An 18227-nucleotide genomic window follows, 5' to 3' on the forward strand; every position below is an offset into this window, starting at 1 on the left:
TTTCTTTAGCACTCGCGCAAATCCGCCACAGGCCAGAGCGATTGAACCACCCGTTTATGCCAGACAATAAAAAATTCCTTTCTCCTACACCAAAACGAAAAAAGTGCTGTCAGACGATTTTCTTGAATTTTAAGCAGTTGCGTAATTGCCTACGGTTAAATACTGTATGCACGTACAGCTTAATAAGGATAATCCTGTGGCCCCGCCCTCCGCTGCAACTACCCCTTTAGATTCCTATACACGACTCGGCCTGCGGGTCTCGAAAATCATCAACGCCCCCACCGCGCAAAAAGCCAAGGCAGCCCTGATCTTCCGTCTTCCCGACGAGCCGGTAGATGAGTGGGAGCGCCTGCTGGAAGAAATCGACGAGAACGACAACGTGACCCTCGCCTATCGCGACGATGGCGGTGTGCAGGTTTTCTGGGTTGTGCCGAAGGAAGATTGAGTCTGATGAGTGTTCGCTGTTTAGCTTTTTTGCTTGTGTTTTTCGCCATGGGCGCACAGGCCGGTGCTCCGCGCACCTTCAACGAAGCCAAGAAAGTCGCCTGGAAACTCTACGCACCACAATCCACCGAGTTTTACTGTGGCTGCAAATACACCGGCAATCGCGTGAACCTGGCCGCCTGCGGTTATGTACCGCGCAAGAATGCCAGCCGCGCCGCTCGCATCGAGTGGGAGCATATTGTCCCGGCGTGGCAGATCGGCCATCAGCGTCAATGCTGGCAACAAGGGGGTCGCAAGAACTGCACCCGCTATGACCCGGTCTATCAACGGGCCGAGGCCGACCTGCACAACCTGGTTCCGAGCATCGGGGAAGTGAATGGTGATCGCAGCAATTTCAGTTTCGGCTGGTTGCCGGTGCAGAAGGGTCAGTACGGCTCATGCCTGACCCAGGTGGACTTCAAGGCCAAGAAGGTCATGCCCCGCCCTTCTATCCGGGGCATGATCGCCCGGACCTATTTCTACATGAGCAAGCAATATGGCCTGCGCCTCTCGAATCAGGACCGGCGCTTGTATGAGGCCTGGGACAAGACCTACCCGGTCGAGAGCTGGGAGCGTCAGCGCAACCAGAGCGTGGCGTGCGTCATGGGCCGTGGCAACGAGTTCGTGGGGCCGGTGGACATGAAGGTCTGCGGCTGACCTCGCTTTTATGAAACTGTGGGAGCGAGCTTGCTCGCGATAGGGGTATGTCAGCCAACATCGACATTGGCTGATCCACCGCTATCGCGAGCAAGCTCGCTCCCACAGGTTTTGTTCTGTCCGGTTATGGAGTGGTCGGGTAATCCACCACCAACGTCTCGATGTTGCGTTTTTTCGCCCGGACCAGGGCAGCCGTCACCTGTTCCTGCTTGGCTTCAGCCTCGGCCTTGGAACTGAAAGGACCGACCAGGACGCGCTCCTTGCCGTTTTCCCGCACCACGTTCGACATGAAGCTGTGTTCGATGAGCCAGCCGGTCAGGTCGCTGACCGCCTGCGGCGTTTCGCCGCGAACCTCGACGGCCCACTGCGGGGCGGCAGCGGCGGCCGGTGCGGAGGTCGCTACGGGTTTGGGTTTCGGTGCTTCGACGTCACGCCCTTCACCGCATCCTGCCAGCACCAATACCGCAATAACCCAAGCCAATTTGCGCACAACGTTTCCCCCGGAAGACATGAGGCACGGATTTTAGCACCCGAGCCCCTCAAGATCGCCGCAAACAGTGCTCAAAACACGAGAATCCTGCCCGGCGTCTCTGTATAGTCGCACCCTGGGAATTAATGCTGCATCTGCACGTCAGAAAGAGGCACCCACATTGTGACACTTAGCACTAATCTATAAGCAGTACCGACATCTGCACTGTCTGAATCAGGTGCCCTATAAAGCAATCAAGGAGAACACCATGCTGATACTCACCCGCAAAGTCGGTGAAAGCATAAACATTGGTGACGACATCACGATCACCATTCTGGGCGTAAGCGGCCAACAGGTCCGGATCGGCATCAACGCCCCGAAAAACGTTGCGGTGCATCGCGAAGAGATTTACCAGCGTATTCAGGCGGGCCTCACTGCCCCCGACAAGCCGCAAACTCCCTGAGCCTTGCTGCAGTCCGTAGCCAGCCCGTTTGCATCGTCGCAATGGCTGGCTAAAGATTCTGGTCGACCGTACCTCACCCTGCCCCCACCTTTTTTCGTCCTGCCCGTTGAATCGATACTAATGACATGGCGCTTGGCATGGCTGTCAGACGTTTCGTTTTAATGATGACGAAGCAGGCGTTCGCGGTCGGTCAACCCAGGCTCACGCCGCGTGCCATGCCCGTGGCGGCGATCACCATCAAGATCAGCAACAAGGCTTCGATGTGGCTGATCCGTGCAAACCAGCCGGCTTTCGAAGGATCGATCGCAGCCCCTTTGCCCAGCGCCATCCGCCATTTGATCAGGGCGATCATTGGCGCGATCTCAAGCAACAGGATCAGCAGGAACAAAGTCATCTTCAGGTGAAACAGCGGTTGGTGCAGGTAATAATCCGTGCCTTTTTCGTAACCGCCAAACGCCCGCATCCCACCCGTCACCAACAACACCAGCGCCGACAGGCCCCACAGGTTGTCAGCGACCAAGACACCCCGAACCGCATCCACACCGCTCGCCAGTCGTCGCAGTGCCGTGCCGCGCGTCAGCACCGCCCAGAACCCGAGGGCGAAGGCCAGCAGATGAATTGCCGCGAGAGACCAATGAGCCAACATGGAAGAACCCTGTCAGAGAGAACGTCGAATCGACCTGACAGTACTAGCTCATAAAACAATGATTGCCAGGCTGGCCACAAAAAAATGTGGGAGCGAGCTTGCTCGCGATGGCGGTGTATCAGTCGACAACAATGTTGCCTGACATTCCGCTATCGCGAGCAAGCTCGCTCCCACAGTGGGTACTGCGTAAGGCTTAGTCCGCCAGACGCCAGGTCGTGCCGCCCTTCCCATCCTCCAGCACCACGCCCATGGCGGTGAGCTGGTCGCGGAGGCGGTCGGATTCGGCCCAATCCTTGTTGGCACGTGCAGCCAGGCGTGCCTGGATCAACGCCTCGACTTCGGCGGCGTCCACGCGGCCTTCGGCACCGGCCTGCAGGAAGTCATCGGCTTCGAGCTGCAACACACCCAGTACGCTGGCCAGTTCTTTCAGGCGAGCCGCCAGACCGGCCGCCGCGTTGAGATCACTCTCACGCAGGCGGTTGATCTCACGCACCATCTCGAACAGCACCGCGCACGCTTCCGGCGTGCCGAAGTCGTCGTTCATCACTTCGGTGAAACGCGCCACGAAGGCTTCGCCACCAGCGGCCGGCACGCTCGGCAACCCCTTCAACGCGTGATAGAAACGCTCCAGGGCACCCTTGGCGTCCTTGAGGTTGTCTTCCGAGTAGTTGATGGCGCTGCGGTAGTGGCTCGACACCAACAGGTAACGCACGACTTCCGGGTGGTACTTGTCGAGCACGTCGCGGATGGTGAAGAAGTTGTTCAAGGACTTGGACATCTTCTCGCCATTGATGCGGATCATGCCGCAATGCATCCACGCGTTGGCGTAGGTCTTGCCGGTGGCTGCTTCGCTCTGGGCGATTTCGTTTTCGTGGTGCGGGAACTCCAGGTCACTGCCGCCGCCATGAATATCGAAGGTCTCGCCCAGGCAGCAGGTGGACATCACCGAGCATTCGATGTGCCAGCCCGGACGCCCGGCGCCCCACGGCGACGCCCAGCTCGGCTCACCCGGCTTGGCGCCCTTCCACAGCACGAAGTCCAGCGGGTCTTCTTTCGACTCGTCGACTTCGATACGCGCGCCGATGCGCAGGTCTTCGATCTTCTTGCGCGACAGCTTGCCGTAGCCCATGAACTTGGCGACGCGGTAGTACACGTCGCCATTGCCCGGTGCGTAGGCGTAGCCCTTGTCGATCAAGGTCTGGATCATGCTCAGCATGCCAGGGATGTGGTCCGTGGCACGAGGCTCCAGGTCCGGCTTGAGGATATTGAGGCGCGCCTCATCCTCGTGCATGGCCTTGATCATCCGCTCGGTCAGCGCATCGTAAGGCTCGCCGTTTTCGCGGGCACGGTTGATGATCTTGTCTTCGATGTCGGTGATGTTGCGCACGTAGGTCAGGTCATAACCGCTGAATCGCAGCCAGCGGGTTACCAGGTCGAAGGCGACCATGCTGCGGCCATGACCAATGTGGCAGTAGTCGTACACGGTCATGCCGCAGACGTACATGCGGACCTTGTTGCCATCCAACGGCTTGAAGACTTCTTTGCTCTTGGTGAGCGTGTTGTAGATCGTAAGCACAGGGTTTCCCTTAAGACTTGATCACTGACCCCAGGAATCGCGCAAGGTCACGGTACGGTTGAATACCGGAGCACCGGGTTTCGAGTCCTTGATATCCGCGCAGAAGTAACCTTCGCGCTCGAACTGGAAACGGTCTTCCGGCTGTGCATTGCCCAGCGAAGGCTCGGCACGACAACCAGTGAGTACTTGCAGGGAGTCAGGGTTGATGTTGTCCAGGAAGCTGGCGCTGTCTTCGGCCTTTTCCGGGTTCGGCGAACGGAACAGGCGATCGTACAGGCGCACTTCGCACTCGACGCTGGCGGCGGCCGGCACCCAGTGGATCACGCCCTTGACCTTGCGACCTTCCGGGTTCTTGCCCAGGGTGTCGGGATCGTACGAGCAACGCAGTTCGACGATGTTGCCGTCGGCGTCCTTGATGGCCTCGTCGGCGCGGATCACGTAGCTGCCACGCAGGCGCACTTCGCCGGTAGGCTCCAGGCGCTTGTAGCCTTTCGGCGGCTCTTCCATGAAGTCTTCACGGTCGATGTAGATTTCCCGGGCGAACGGCAGGACGCGCACGCCCATGTCTTCTTTCGGGTGGCGCGGCAGTTCGAGGTTCTCGACCTGGCCTTCCGGGTAGTTGGTGATCACGACTTTCAGCGGACGCAGCACGCACATGGCGCGCGGGGCGCTGTGGTCGAGGTCGTCACGGATGCTGAATTCCAGCATGCCGAAGTCCACCACGCCGTCGGAACGGTTGGTGCCGACCATTTCGCAGAAATTGCGGATCGACTTGGGCGTGTAGCCACGACGACGGAAGCCCGACAGCGTCGACATGCGCGGGTCATCCCAGCCGTTGACGTGCTTCTCGTCCACCAATTGCTTGAGCTTGCGCTTGCTGGTGATGGTGTAGTTCAGGTTCAGGCGGCTGAATTCGTACTGGCGCGGGTTGGCCGGCACCGGCAGGTGCTCGAGGAACCATTCGTACAACGGACGATGGCTTTCGAATTCCAGGGTGCAGATCGAATGAGTGATGCCTTCGATGGCGTCCGACTGGCCGTGGGTGAAGTCATAGTTGGGGTAGATGCACCATTTGTCGCCGGTCTGGTGGTGATGGGCGTGACGGATGCGGTACATGATCGGGTCGCGCAGGTTCATGTTCGGCGAAGCCATGTCGATCTTGGCGCGCAGCACCCGAGCGCCGTCCGGGAACTCACCGGCGCGCATGCGGGCAAACAGGTCCAGGTTCTCTTCCACGCCGCGGTCACGGAACGGGCTGTTCTTGCCCGGCTCGGTCAGGCTGCCACGGTATTCCTTGGCCTGCTCGGGGGTCAGGTCGCACACGTAGGCGTTGCCGGCCTTGATCAGTTCCACTGCCCAGTCGTGCAACTGGTCGAAATATTGCGAGGCGTAGCGCACCTCACCGGACCATTGGAAACCCAGCCACTTGACGTCGCTTTCGATCGCGTCGATGTATTCCTGGTCTTCCTTGGCCGGGTTGGTGTCGTCGAAACGCAGGTGCGTGACGCCGCCGAACTCCTGGGCCAGGCCGAAATTCACGCAGATCGACTTGGCATGGCCGATGTGCAGGTAGCCGTTGGGCTCTGGTGGGAAGCGAGTGACGATCTGTGTGTGCTTACCCGAGTCCAGGTCCGCCTGGATGATCGGGCGCAGGAAGTTGACCGGCACGGCCGGGCCGGTCTTGGAATTCGAGGTAGGGTCGACAGTGGGCTTGCTCATAGGATCCTTGAACAGACAAGTGCGCGGCCGGGTACGGCCTGATAAATCAAAGCCCGTATCATAGCCGATGCTGTCAAGCACCTGACAGGCCAGGCCGGCAAACGATTGAATTTAATCGACGACCAGATGAAAAACAGCCTCGAAATTCGTGCCCGGCGCGCTAAACTGCCCAGCCTGGCCGATTACAGCCAGACCGGTTGCGGGCAGTGAAGCCCCGAAACCCACGAATTCCTTGAAAGAGTACCGATCATGAGCAAAGTCAAACTGACCACCAACCACGGTGACATCGTCCTGCAACTGAACGCCGAGAAAGCGCCGCTGACCGTGGCCAACTTCATCGAATACGTCAACGCCGGCCACTACGAAAACACCGTGTTCCACCGCGTCATCGGCAACTTCATGATCCAGGGCGGCGGTTTCGAGCCAGGCATGAAGGAAAAGAAAGACAAGCGCCCAAGCATCCAGAACGAAGCCGACAACGGCCTGCCGAACAAAAAGTACAGCGTTGCCATGGCCCGTACCATGGAGCCGCATTCGGCCTCCGCACAGTTCTTCATCAACGTGGCGGACAACAGCTTCCTGAACCACAGCGGCAAGACCACCCAGGGCTGGGGCTATGCGGTGTTCGGTGAAGTGATCGAAGGCACCGACGTGGTCGACAAGATCAAAGGCGTTTCCACCACGTCCAAGGCCGGCCACCAGGACGTCCCGGCAGAAGACGTGATCATCGAGAAAGCCGAGATCGTTGAGTGATATTGCTGATTTCAGACTTGCATCTGGAAGAGGAGCGCCCGGACATCACCCGGGCGTTTCTGGATTTACTCGCCACACGCGCCCGCTCGGCGCAAGCGTTGTACATTCTGGGCGACTTTTTCGAAGCCTGGATCGGCGACGATGCCATGACGCCGTTCCAGCGTTCCATCTGCCAGGCCCTGCGCGAATTGAGCGACAGCGGCACGGCCATCTTCCTGATGCACGGCAATCGCGACTTCATGCTGGGGCAGGCCTTTTGCAAAGCGGCCGGCTGCACCCTGCTCAAGGACCCGAGTGTCGTGCAGTTCAATGGCGAGCCGGTGCTGCTGATGCACGGCGACAGCCTCTGCACCCGCGACGAAGGCTACATGAAGCTGCGGCGCTGGCTGCGCAACCCGGTCACGCTGTTCGTCCTGCGGCACCTGCCGCTGGGCAGCCGCCAGAAACTGGCGCGCAAACTGCGCAGCGAAAGCCGCACGCAGACACGCATGAAAGCCAATGACATCGTCGACGTCACGCCCGAAGAGATCCCGCGGATCATGCAGCAATACGGCGTGAAGACCTTGATCCACGGCCACACCCATCGTCCCGCCATCCACAAGCTGCAATTGGGCGAACACGCCGCCCGGCGCATCGTGCTGGGGGATTGGGACAAGCAAGGCTGGGCGTTGCAGGTGGATGAACAAGGGTTTGCGTTGGCGCCGTTTGGGTTCGGTAATGCGCAGTTGGCGTTGCCAAGCACTTAAAGACCCCACAGCCCCTGTGGGAGCGGGCTTCTGTGGGAGCCAAGCTTTTGTGGGAGCCGAGCTTGCTCGCGATGGCGGCGTAACAGACAACAGAGATATTGACTGGAAGGGCCTCATCGCGAGCAAGCTCGGCTCCCACAGAAGCTCGCTTCCTCAGTGGACTGCATTCCACTTCTGGATCAATGCCCCGCCGATGCAGGCCCAGCTTTCGCCGCAAACGGCGGCTTCGCCAGCCATACCAGCATGATCAACCCCATGAACGCCCACCCCAGCAGCGTGAAGTAATCCACGGTGGAGAGCATGTATGCCTGGCTGTTGAGGACCTGCTCAAGCCGGGCATAGGCCGGGGCACTCGCGCCACCGAGTTGGTTGAGCGCTTCGCGGGTGGCCGGCTCGAAAGTGCTGATGCTTTCACTCAGGTAGGCGTGATGCTGGTCGGCCCGACGGATCCAGATCCAGGTGGTCAGGGACGCGGCAAAGCTGCCGCCCAGGGTCCGCAGGAACGTCGCCAGCCCCGCGCCGTCGGCAATCTGGTGCGGCGGCAGGTCCGACATCAGAATGCTCAGGGTCGGCATGAAGAACAGCGCCACGCCGATGCCCATGAACAACTGCACCATCGCAATGTGCTGGAAATCCACCTCATTGGTAAACCCGGCACGCATGAAGCAGCTCAGCCCCATGGCCAGGAACGCCAGCCCGGCCAACACACGCAGGTCGAACCGGTGGGCGTACTTGCCGACGAAGGGTGACATCAGCACCGGCAGGATGCCGATGGGCGCCACCGCCAGCCCGGCCCAGGTCGCGGTGTAGCCCATCTGTGTCTGCAACCACTGCGGCAGGATCAGGTTAATGCCGAAGAACCCGGCATAGCCCCCCACCAGCACGATGGTGCCGATGCGGAAGTTGCGATAGGCAAACAGCCGGAGATTGACCACCGGGTGACGGTCGGTCATTTCCCAGATCACGAACACCGCCAGGGCAATGATCGAAATCAGCGCACCCATAATGATGAAATTCGATTCGAACCAGTCCAGGTCGTTGCCTTTGTCGAGGATCACCTGGAGCGCACCGACGCCAATGATCAGCGTGATCAACCCCACGTAATCCATCGGTTGATGGCTGGTGACCACCGGCCGCGCCTTGAGCTGCTGTTTCACCACGAGCGCCGCGAAGACGCCGATGGGCACGTTGATGAAGAAGATCCACGGCCAGCTGTAGCTGTCGGTGATCCAGCCGCCGAGGATCGGCCCGGCAATCGGCGCCACCACCGTGACCATCGCCAGCAACGCCAGGGCCATGCCGCGCCTGGCCGGCGGGTACACGGCAATCAGCAACGTCTGGGTCATCGGGTACAACGGCCCGGCCACCAGCCCTTGAAGTACACGAAAGCCAATCAGCTCCGGCATCGAGGTGGAAATACCACACAAGAACGACGCGAGCACGAACAGCATCGTCGCCCACAAAAACAGCTTCACCTCGCCAAACCGCCGGCTCAGCCAGCCGGTAAGCGGCAAGGCGATGGCGTTGCTCACCGCGAACGAGGTAATCACCCAGGTGCCCTGCTCCGAGCTGACACCCAGGTTGCCGGAAATGGTCGGCAAGGCGACGTTGGCAATGGTGGTGTCGAGCACCTGCATGAACGTCGCCAGCGACAGCCCGATGGTGCTGAGCAACAGGCTGGGCGGCGTGAAAGACGCGTTATTGCTCATTGCGAAAATCCTATGAAGCGAAGGTGGCGAAATCCCTTAGGGCAAGACACAAACCCTGTGGGAGCGAGCTTGCTCGCGATAGCGGTATGCCAGTCCCCAGGATGCAAGCTGGCCCGCCGCAATCGCGAGCAAGCTCGCTCCCACAGGTTCAACGCTGTAGCTGACTAGCGCTGCACCGTCTTGCTGGCCACTGCGCTGTTGTCGTGGATCAGGCGGGCGATCATCGCGTCGGCATCGGTCAACTGCTGGTCGTAGACCTGGGTGCTGAACGAGGCTTTCTGCGGTGGCTGCTGGGCCAGTACCGGGCCGCTCTGGTCGTGCAGGTCGACGTTGACCAGGGTCGACAGGCCGACCCGCAGCGGATGCTTGGCCAGTTCCTGGGCATTGATGTGAATGCGCACCGGCACCCGCTGGACGATCTTGATCCAGTTACCGGTGGCGTTCTGCGCCGGCAGCAAGGCAAACGCGCTGCCGGTCCCGGCGCCAAGGCTGTCGATGGTGCCGCTGTACTTCACATCGCTGCCGTACAGGTCGGCTTCGATGTCCACCGGCTGGCCGATGCGCATGTCGCGCAGTTGGGTTTCCTTGAAGTTGGCGTCGATCCACAGCTGATCCAGCGGGATCACCGCCATCAACGCCGTGCCCGGCTGCACCCGTTGGCCGAGTTGCACGGTGCGCTTGGCGACATAACCGGTGACCGGTGCGATCAAGGTACTGCGGGCGTTGGCCAGGAAGGCCTGGCGCAGTTGCGCGGCGGCGGACTGCACGTCGGGATGGGACGACACCACGGTATCGTCCACCAAGGCGCTGGTGGTCTTGAGCTGCTGCCGGGCATTGGCCAAGGCATTCTGCGCCGAGGTCAGGTCATCCCGGGCGTGAGACAGTTCCTCCTTGGAAATCGCCCCGCCGGCCGCCAGGTTCTTGCGTCGGCTGTAGTTTTCCTGGGCCTTCTGCACTTCGGCCTCTTGCGCATTGACCTGCGCCCGCATGCCATCGACGTTGCTGTACAAACCACGCACCTGGCGCACGGTCCGGGCCAGGTTGGCCTGGGCACTTTGCAGCCCGACTTCGGCGTCGTTCGGGTCGAACTGCACCAGCACCTGGCCTTCACGCACCAGGTCGCCGTCGTCGGCCCCGATGCTCACCACGGTGCCGGTGACCAGCGGCGTGATTTCCACCACGTTGCCGTTCACATAGGCATCGTCGGTGCTTTCACTCCAGCGACCATACAGTTCGTACCAGGCCCAGACGCCCAGGCCCGAAAGAATGACCAGCAGCGTCAGTGTCAGCAGCATGACCTTGCGCTTGCGTGGGTTGCTGTCTTGCGCATGTTCGGATTGAGTCGTTTCGGCAGTCGCCATGACAAGTACCTCGAATCAGTTATTTGGCGTGGTCGCGGCCGGGGTGGCCGCCGCCAGGGTCTGGGCCTCGAAACCGCCGCCCAGGGCCTGCATCAGTTGGATCGACAAATCGATCTGGTCGGCATTCAGGTTCGCCAGTTGGCGCTGGGCCTGGAGCAATTGCTGCTCGATGCTCAACACGTCCAGGTAATTACCGATGCCCGAGCCGTAGCGCTGGACCACCGTGTCGTAGGAGCTCTGTGCGATATCGGTGGCATGTTGCTGGGCGCCGATCTGGCGAGCGATGTCACGCAATTGGTTGATGGTGTCGCTGACATCCCCAAGGGCCGTGACCAGGCTCTTGTTGTATTGCGCCACCGCCAGGTCGTAATCGGCGTCCCGGGCATCCAGGTCCGCCCGCAAGCGGCCGCCATCGAAGATCGGCAGCGACACCGTCGGCCCCACATTGAAGAAGCGGCTGGCCGAACCGAACATCGCATCGCCCAGCAACGACCGGGTTCCGGCGGCTGCGCTCAAGTTGAGATTGGGGTAGAAGTTGGTCTTGCCGGCCTCGATGTTCTTGCTCGCCGCCTCGACCCGCCAGCGTGCCGCGACCAGGTCCGGACGCCGCCCCAGCAACTCGGCCGGCAGGTTCGACGGCAAGGCGACCGCGCTGGCTTGCAGCACGTTGGGCCGGGGGATTTCATTGCCGCGGTCCGGACCTTTGCCCAGCAACACCGCCAGGGCGATCTTGGCGCTTTGCAGGCGTTTCTCTGCGTCGATCAGGGTTGCGTCGGCGCTGGCTTCCAGGCTTTCGGTCTGCTGGAACTGGTATTCGCTGTCGATCCCGGCAGTGAGGCGGCGCTTGCCCAGGTCGAGCATCTGCCGGGTGCGCTTGAGGTCCTCGGAGGCCAGGTCATGAATAATGTGGGCCTGGCCCAGGTCGCTATAGGCCCGGGCCACGTCGGCGGCCAGGGTCAGTTGCGCGGCCTGGCGATCGATCTCGGCGGCGCGGGCCTGGCCGAGGGCGGCTTCCCAGGCGGCACGCTGGCCACCCCAGAGGTCGAAGTTGTAATTGAAGTCCACACCTAACGTGCGCAGGGTGCTGTACGCCCCGCCCTGCCCTTGCGGGTCCTGGTCACGGGACAGCCGCGAACGGCTGGCGCCACCGCTGGCATCGAGGGTCGGCAGGCGCGCCGCGTTGGCGGCATAGGCGGCGGCACTGGCCTGATGCACCCGGGCGCTGGCGATCTGCATGTCCGGGCTATCGCGCAGGGCTTCACGGATCAAGCCGTCGAGTTGCGGGTCGCCGAGGCTCTTCCACCAATCGCTTTTCGGCCACGCGGCCTGCGACAGCGTGACGCCGTTCAGGGATTGCCCGGCCTTGAGGCTCTGGGCCTCCAGGCTGACGCCTTCGGTCTTCAGGCCGCTGTAGCTGGCACAGCCCGCCAGGCTCATGGCCAAGACCACCAGGCTTAATCGGGTACGCAAGGTTTTACGCTTCATTTTTCCCCCATTCGCGACACGGTGATGGGGTCACCGGCGGCGAGCAGAATTTTCTTGAGGATCTGTTCGAGGGTTTGCAGCTCCTCGGGGCTGATGGCGCTGGCCAACTGGTTCATGGCCTCGGCACCGATAAACGGCAGGCGATCGGCCAGGGCCTGGCCGGCTTCGGTCAGCACCAGGCGCACTTGCCGGCGGTCCTGGGCGGAGCGTTCACGGGCCAGGAAACCTTTCTGCTCCAGGCGATCGAGCATCCGCGTCATCGAGCCGCTGTCCAGGGACAGGTAACGACACAGCTCGGCCGGCGTCTCGATGCCGTACTGGGCCATGATGATCAACACCTTGAACTGCGCGGCGGTGATGCCGACGGGTTCCATATGAGTGTCGATGATCCGGTCCTTGAGCAGCGCGGTACGGCCGAGCAGCATGCCGAGATGGCAATTGTGAAAGTTGTCTGGGGTGAAATGCTTCATCTGACCACCGTTTGCTGCCTAGGCAGTGAATGTATGTCGAGATATTACTGCTTAGGCAGCAAATGTCAATCGAATAGTTAGCTTGCTATTCACATGAAGTGTGTGGGAGCTGGTCCTGTGGGAGCAAGGCTTGCCCGCGATAGCATCACCTCGGTTCGACTGATAGACCGAGTTGCCTATATCGCGGGCAAGCCTTGCTCCCACACAAGCCCGCTCCCACAAAGGGGGGGGTTGGGGAAGGTTAGAAATCGCGTTTGTAGAAGATGTCCAGCGAGCTGGCGACGCCGCTCGCGGCTTCGAGGTAGACCTTCTTGCTGAGCTTGTAGCGCAGGGCGATGGTGTTGGCCGGTTCGAACACGCCAACGCCGTAGCGCAGGCTGAGTTTTTCCGACAGGTTGCCGCTGGCGACCACGCTGGTGGCATTGCCGCTGCCCTGGGTGTCGAGCTGGAAATCCTCGATCCCCAGGTTATTGGCCAGGCTGGTGGTCACCCCCGAGCTGCCCATCAACCCCAGGCCCAACGCCGCCTGGGCGAGCATGTTGTTGTCCTCGCCGGTAGTGCTCAGCGGCCGGCCCAGCACCAGGTAGGACAATGCCTGCTCCTGGCTCATGGCCGGTTCCGAGAAGATTTGCGTGGTCGGTTGCTCGGCGCTGCCGCTCAAGCGGATGCCGGCGATCACGTCGTCGGTCTGGCGGATCGCTTCGATGTCCAGGTAGGGCTGGTCGATGGGCCCGGCGAACAGCAGCCGCGCCCGTCGCACCGTCAGCCGTTGCCCGTAGGCCCGATAACGACCGTCGTTGAGCCAGAGCTCGCCGCGGGTGTCCATGTTGTCACCGATGTGGACCTGGCCCTGCACGTTGGCGGTCAGGCCGAAACCCGAGAACGCGAGTTTGTCCTGGCCGACGATCACGTCAATGTCCATCGCCATGGCCAGCGGCGCCTTGCCCTCTTCGGTCTGGTGGCCGACGATCACCGTGTCATCCGACACCTTGACGGTGGACGGCGGCAGTTCGCGGATGGTGATCTCGCCTTTGGGCACCAGGACCTTGCCGGCAATGGAAAGCCGCTCACCCTGCATGGTGATGTTGAGGTCCGGCGCCACGTCGAGCACCGCATAAGGCTCGACGGTGACCGGCAGTTGCGAACCCTTGAGCGCCAGGTTCATGGTCAGGGCGTCGCCCCAGCCGATGTTGCCGTTCAAGCTGCCCTGCCCGCTCTTGCCGCTTTTCCAATTGCCATTGAGCTGCACCGCTTCGCCGGTAATCGTTGCTCGCATCTGCAAGGCTTCGAGGCTGACCGGCAGTTCCGGGCCAGACACTTCGCCGTCGCTGAGCACCAGGTTGCCGTTGACCTGGGGCGCGAGTAAACCACCGGACAAAGTCCCGCTGCCGTTCAAGTGACCGGTGAGGGTTTCCACCATCGGCACGAATGGCCGAGCCACGGACAAGTCCAGGCCAGTCAGGCGGAACGAGCCGCTGATGGGTTTGCTGGCCGGTATGGGGTTGATTTGTGCCTGGAGCATCAGTTCGCCGAGCCTGGCGCCGACAAAATTCAGGTCGGTGTCGATGCGCTTGGGGGTCAGGCGGCTGTTAAGCGTCAGGGTCTGGTACGGGAAGTCCAGCCATTGCGCCTTATCGCCGTCTTTGTCCCGAATCCGTAAAGTACCGCCGCTGGCGTCCACCAGGATCCGACCATTCGGACCGCTGGCCGACAGGTCCAGTTGCAGGTCCGCGTTGAGCCGGCCCTGCCAGGCAAAATCCTTGGGCATCCACTGGGCCAGGCTTTCGATGGGGAATTGCTTGAGGTGATAGCGCAGCTTTGGCTCCGGCATCAGCCGCTGGTCTTCACCGCACAGGCTGGCATCAAAGGAACGCCAGCAATGCGCGCCGACGTTGAGCGTGCCGTCGGCCAGGCGCTCCAGTTTCGCTGGGGCTTGCAGGCGCCAGGCTTGACCGCCGGCCTGCACGTCGCCGCTGGCCAGGCGCCCGCGCCAATTGCCCTGGTCGAGCGCGCCATCGAGGGCCAGGGTCGTGTCGAGCTGCGGCCCTTGCAGGTCCAGGTTGAGCTTCTGCTGTTTGATATCACCCTGGCCGCTGACCGTCAGCACGCCCAGTGACGTTTCGCCGACGCGGATGCCGCTGGCCTTGAGGTCGAGCTTGCCGCGCTGGGCGCTGTCGAGGACCGCGTCCAGGTTCAGGCTTTGCAGGCGGTTGTCCTGGAAGGCCAGTTGCGTACCTTGCAGGCCGAGCTTGCCTTGGGGGGTCTTGAGCGTGCCGGCCACGTCGACACGGCCGACGACTTGGCCGCGCAATTGCGGCCAGAGCTGAGCGAGGCGTGCGAGCTTGATGTCGATCTGGCCGGTCAGTTTCTCTTGCAGGCTGGCACTGCCGTTGATGCGGTTATCCCCCAGGCGAATGTCCAGCGCGCTGAGCTTCCACTGCTCGCCAGCGCCGCTGGCCTTGGCCTGGAGCACCGCTGGCTGGCCACGCAGTTTGCCCTTGAGGTCCAGGTCCGCGTCGAGGTCGAGGCGCTCGTTCTTCATCATCCCTTTGCTGCGCAATGGCCCAGCCAGGGTCCCGGGCAGTTCGCCAAGCCAATACGCCGGGTTGATGGCCGACAGTTGCAGCGCCGTGTCCCAGGCGATGCCATCGGCAAATTGCAGGCTCAGGTGCCCTTCGGCCTTGCCCTGCCCCGCCGCGAGCTTGAGCTGCGGCAAGTGGATTTGCGTCAGGTCGCCGCTGAACGGGCTGCCCAGGCTGAAGGCTCCGGCGGGCCCGTCCAGCGAGGCCTGGAAGTTGCCCAGGTATTGGCCATCGGTGTAAGAGACTTCGCCGTCAAAGCTGCGCAGCATCACCTGTGGCTCATCGATCAGCGGATAGAGGCGATGCCAGGGGAAATCCAGCCAGGCGACTTTCGCCTCGGCGCGCAGGCCTTCGCGCCAGTCCAATTGGCCGCTGAGCTTCAGGCTTTGCTGATCGCCGGCATCCAGATCCAGGCCGGCGATCTGCGCGCCATTGGCGTCCACCGTGCCTTGCAGCAACAACGCCACCGGCCCTTTTTCGGCGGGCAGCGTCGCCTTGCCGAGCAGTTGATAGCCGTTTTTCAGATCGCCTTCGCCGGTCAATTCCAACTGATTGAGCAACAACGTGTCGGGCAGATCGGCGCTGGCCTTGAAGCCGTCGGCGCTGATGCGCACCTTGGCGGGCAGGTTGTCCGCGAGCGGTTGCAGTTCACCGCTCAACTGGCCTTGCAGGTAACCGCTGCTGTCGGCCTTGAGGTTGAGGGTCTTGAGCAGGTTGCCGTCGACTTTCAGGTCCAGGGCCCAGGGCGTGGCGCCCGGTGCCGGCAAGGTCAACCGGCCCTCGGCGCTCAACGGCCAGTCGCCACCCGGCTTCAGCAGGCCGGAGAGTTTCAGGCTCAGCTCATCGCGCTGCAATTGCACCGAATCGATCCGCATGCCCTCGGCGGTCCAACGGGCAACCAATTGCAGACCCTTGAGCTGCTCGCTGCCGTTGAGCGACAGGCTGCCGACCTGCACATCGCCCAGTTCGATGGCGAGCGGCAAGTCCAGGTCCGGCAAGCTGATCGGGCCGTTGCTCGGTTCATCGGCAGAGGCTGGCAATTGCAAGGCGACCTGGTCGGCCTTGAGCTGTTCGACGCACAGGGTCATGCGCGCCAGGCACAGCGGCGACCAGGCGAATATCAACCGATCCACCTCCACCCGACTGGCGTCCTGCTGCCACAGCAGGTGATCGGCGCTCCACTGTCCACCCAGCCGGCCCTGGAAATTCTCCACGGTCAGCCCCGGCACCAGGCCGAGGGCCCAGCGGCTGCCGAATGCCGTGCCCAGCACAACACTCAAGGCCAGCACGACCGCCACCAGCACCCCGACGAGCGCCAGCAGCGTTATCTTCAAACCACGCGTCACAGCTCAGGCCCCATGGAAAAGTGCAAGCGGATGCCACCGTCGTCGTCCATCGCATGGGCCAGGTCGAGGCGGATCGGGCCCACCGGCGAAACCCAGCGCACGCCGACGCCCACGCCGGTCTTGAGGCTCGGCAGTTCGAGGCTGTTAAACGAGTTGCCCTGGTCGATGAACGTCGCCACCCGCCATTTTTCCGCGATTGAATATTGATACTCGAGGCTGCCGGCGACCATGTAGCGACCACCGATACGGTCGCCCTCGGCGTTTTCCGGCGACAGGCTCTGGTAGTCGTAACCCCGCACGCTCTGGTCGCCACCGGCAAAAAAGCGCAGGGACGGCGGGATGGATTTGTAGCCATTGGTGGCGCTGCCGCCGATCTGCGCCCGCGCCAGCAAGCGATGCTTGTCGAACACCGTGGTCAGGCCCTTGACCATGGCGGTGCCATATAAAAGGTTGTTGTCCGAGCCGAGCCCTTCCTTGGCGACCTTGGTGTCGAACTGCAAGCGGTAGCCGTTGTGCGGATCGATGCGGTTGTCGCTGCGCAGGTAGGAATAACTGAGGCCCGGCATCAGCAATGTGCTCAGGCCCGCATCGTCGCCGAGGCGATATTCCTCGCGCTGCCATTTGAGCGACACCACCCGCTGCCAGCCGCTGGGCAACTTGCTGTGCCATTCCGGGCCCACGGTGAGCAGTTTGCTGAGGCTGTCGGTGCCGGCCAGTTCTTCATATTGATAACCGCCGGCGTAACGTATCTTGTCAGTCAATGGCGGATCCAACGGCACGTCGTACCACAAGCCGACGTTCTGCCGGGGCGCCGACACTTCCGCTTCCCAGCCATAACTGTGGCCCTGGGGGTTGACCCAGTGGCGCGTCCAGTTGGCTTTGACCCGTGGGCCGACATCGGTGGAAAAACCCAGGCCCAGGCCCATGGTCCGCGGTTTGCGCGTGTCGAGCCTGACCGCCACCGGGATCACGTTGTCGGTGGCCGCCGTCGGTGCGGCATCCACCCGGACGCCTTCGAAATAACCGCTCGATTGCAGGGCCTGGTTGAGCTCTGCAATGAGCTCGGAGTCGTACGCCGTGCCGGCCTTGAACGGCACCATGCGCTGCAGCAGGTCTTCGTCGAACGGCGTGTCGCCCTCGAAACTCACCGGGCCCAAGGCATAGCGCGGGCCGCTGTCGTAAATCAGTTCGATGTCGGCGATGCCCGCCTGGGGGTCAACCGACAGCTTCTGCCGGGTGAAGCGCCCGCTGAAAAAACCATAGCGCGAGGCCTGGTTCTGGATGATTCGCTTGGCGTCTTCGTAGCGACCATGGTTGAGCACCGCGCCGGGCTTGAGGGCGGCGTTGCTGGGTACGCGAAAGGCTTTGAGCGATGCCGCCGGGCCATCAATGCGCACGGTGACGTTGCGCAAATGCACAGGCTCGCCGGGGTCGATGGTCAGCACCAGGCGTGGGTCCTTGCCGCCCTTGACCTCACTGTCGATCTGCGGCTGGTAGTAGCCCAGCGCCTGGGCGGCCCTGCGCGCCTGCTCCTCGGCGCCACGGCTGAAGCGCAGCAACGCCTCCTCGTCACGATCACCCACACTGCCGATGTAACCTTCTACGTTGGCCTTGAGTTCATCGTTGGACGGCTTGACCCGTACTTCCAATTCACTGTTTGCCAGCGCCACGCAGCTGAGGGACAGCAAGAGCGCGCCACTGGTCATTCTTCCTGAGAGGTTCATGGCGCGGATGCTATCACGAGCGTAGGTGCTTGATAGAG

The 18227-nt window shown here is 62.0% G+C and carries 15 protein-coding genes; 5 read left to right on the forward strand and 10 right to left on the reverse strand.

Going from position 1 to position 18227, the window contains the following annotated elements; all coding sequences use genetic code 11:
• Nucleotides 1-145: 145 nt before the first annotated feature.
• Nucleotides 146-445, forward strand: a complete 300-nt coding sequence (locus LOY50_RS18385) for a DUF1654 domain-containing protein (RefSeq protein WP_027913013.1) — start codon at nt 146-148, stop codon at nt 443-445.
• Nucleotides 446-450: 5 nt separating this feature from the next.
• On the forward strand, nt 451-1140 hold the full coding sequence (locus LOY50_RS18390) for an endonuclease (protein WP_253476365.1): 690 nt from the start codon (nt 451-453) through the stop codon (nt 1138-1140).
• 124 nt (nt 1141-1264) lie between these two features.
• Here the strand turns inward: LOY50_RS18390 and LOY50_RS18395 are convergent, their stop codons facing one another.
• Nucleotides 1265-1630 (reverse strand): SPOR domain-containing protein, encoded by a 366-nt coding sequence (locus tag LOY50_RS18395; RefSeq protein WP_214510648.1) that lies wholly within the window; start codon nt 1628-1630, stop codon nt 1265-1267.
• Between the two features lie 247 nt (nt 1631-1877).
• Here LOY50_RS18395 and csrA point away from each other — a divergent pair, with 247 nt between their 5' ends.
• Complete coding sequence (gene csrA / locus LOY50_RS18400) at nt 1878-2072, forward strand: carbon storage regulator CsrA (RefSeq protein WP_003179932.1); 195 nt, start codon at nt 1878-1880, stop codon at nt 2070-2072.
• Between the two features lie 190 nt (nt 2073-2262).
• Here csrA and LOY50_RS18405 read toward each other — a convergent pair whose 3' ends face one another.
• The 3 genes from LOY50_RS18405 to LOY50_RS18415 form a co-directional block, all read right to left on the reverse strand.
• Nucleotides 2263-2718, reverse strand: coding sequence for a DUF2214 family protein (locus LOY50_RS18405; protein ID WP_258688803.1), 456 nt, complete (start codon nt 2716-2718; stop codon nt 2263-2265).
• A 193-nt stretch (nt 2719-2911) separates the two neighbouring features.
• Nucleotides 2912-4294, reverse strand: coding sequence for a cysteine--tRNA ligase (gene cysS, locus LOY50_RS18410; RefSeq protein ID WP_258688804.1), 1383 nt, complete (start codon nt 4292-4294; stop codon nt 2912-2914).
• Between the two features lie 21 nt (nt 4295-4315).
• The gene (locus LOY50_RS18415; protein ID WP_258688805.1) at nt 4316-6013 is read right to left on the reverse strand and encodes a glutamine--tRNA ligase/YqeY domain fusion protein; all 1698 of its coding nucleotides are present in this window, start codon (nt 6011-6013) and stop codon (nt 4316-4318) included.
• 249 nt (nt 6014-6262) lie between these two features.
• Between LOY50_RS18415 and LOY50_RS18420 the strand changes: the two genes are divergently transcribed.
• Together LOY50_RS18420 and lpxH are read left to right on the forward strand one after the other, a co-directional pair.
• Entirely contained in the window at nt 6263-6766 is a 504-nt protein-coding gene (locus LOY50_RS18420; RefSeq protein WP_018608900.1) for a peptidylprolyl isomerase, read from the forward strand.
• Nucleotides 6763-7512 carry a UDP-2,3-diacylglucosamine diphosphatase gene (lpxH, locus tag LOY50_RS18425; protein ID WP_003203667.1) on the forward strand — a complete coding sequence of 250 codons (750 nt, stop codon included), beginning with the start codon at nt 6763-6765 and terminating at the stop codon, nt 7510-7512. The genes LOY50_RS18420 and lpxH overlap by 4 nt, the downstream gene beginning before the upstream one ends.
• Before the next feature lie 179 nt (nt 7513-7691).
• Here the strand turns inward: lpxH and LOY50_RS18430 are convergent, their stop codons facing one another.
• From LOY50_RS18430 to LOY50_RS18455, 6 genes are all read right to left on the reverse strand, one after another.
• Nucleotides 7692-9221, reverse strand: a complete 1530-nt coding sequence (locus tag LOY50_RS18430; protein WP_258688806.1) for a DHA2 family efflux MFS transporter permease subunit — start codon at nt 9219-9221, stop codon at nt 7692-7694.
• Between the two features lie 164 nt (nt 9222-9385).
• On the reverse strand, nt 9386-10582 hold the full coding sequence (locus tag LOY50_RS18435) for an HlyD family efflux transporter periplasmic adaptor subunit (RefSeq protein WP_258688807.1): 1197 nt from the start codon (nt 10580-10582) through the stop codon (nt 9386-9388).
• Between the two features lie 15 nt (nt 10583-10597).
• Nucleotides 10598-12067: an efflux transporter outer membrane subunit gene (locus tag LOY50_RS18440; protein WP_214510642.1), complete on the reverse strand. Its 1470-nt coding sequence runs from the start codon at nt 12065-12067 to the stop codon at nt 10598-10600.
• Entirely contained in the window at nt 12064-12537 is a 474-nt protein-coding gene (locus LOY50_RS18445) for a MarR family winged helix-turn-helix transcriptional regulator (protein WP_058546840.1), read from the reverse strand. The genes LOY50_RS18440 and LOY50_RS18445 overlap by 4 nt, the downstream gene beginning before the upstream one ends.
• Nucleotides 12538-12778: 241 nt before the next feature.
• Nucleotides 12779-16465 (reverse strand): translocation/assembly module TamB domain-containing protein, encoded by a 3687-nt coding sequence (locus tag LOY50_RS18450; RefSeq protein WP_258688808.1) that lies wholly within the window; start codon nt 16463-16465, stop codon nt 12779-12781.
• A complete protein-coding gene (locus LOY50_RS18455; RefSeq protein WP_258688809.1) occupies nt 16462-18189 on the reverse strand; it encodes an autotransporter assembly complex family protein in 1728 nt (575 codons plus the stop codon). The genes LOY50_RS18450 and LOY50_RS18455 overlap by 4 nt, the downstream gene beginning before the upstream one ends.
• Nucleotides 18190-18227: the final 38 nt, after the last annotated feature.

Origin of the sequence: Pseudomonas sp. B21-010 (assembly GCF_024749325.1) — a bacterium.
GTDB classification, from domain to species: Bacteria; Pseudomonadota; Gammaproteobacteria; order Pseudomonadales; family Pseudomonadaceae; genus Aquipseudomonas; species Aquipseudomonas kilonensis.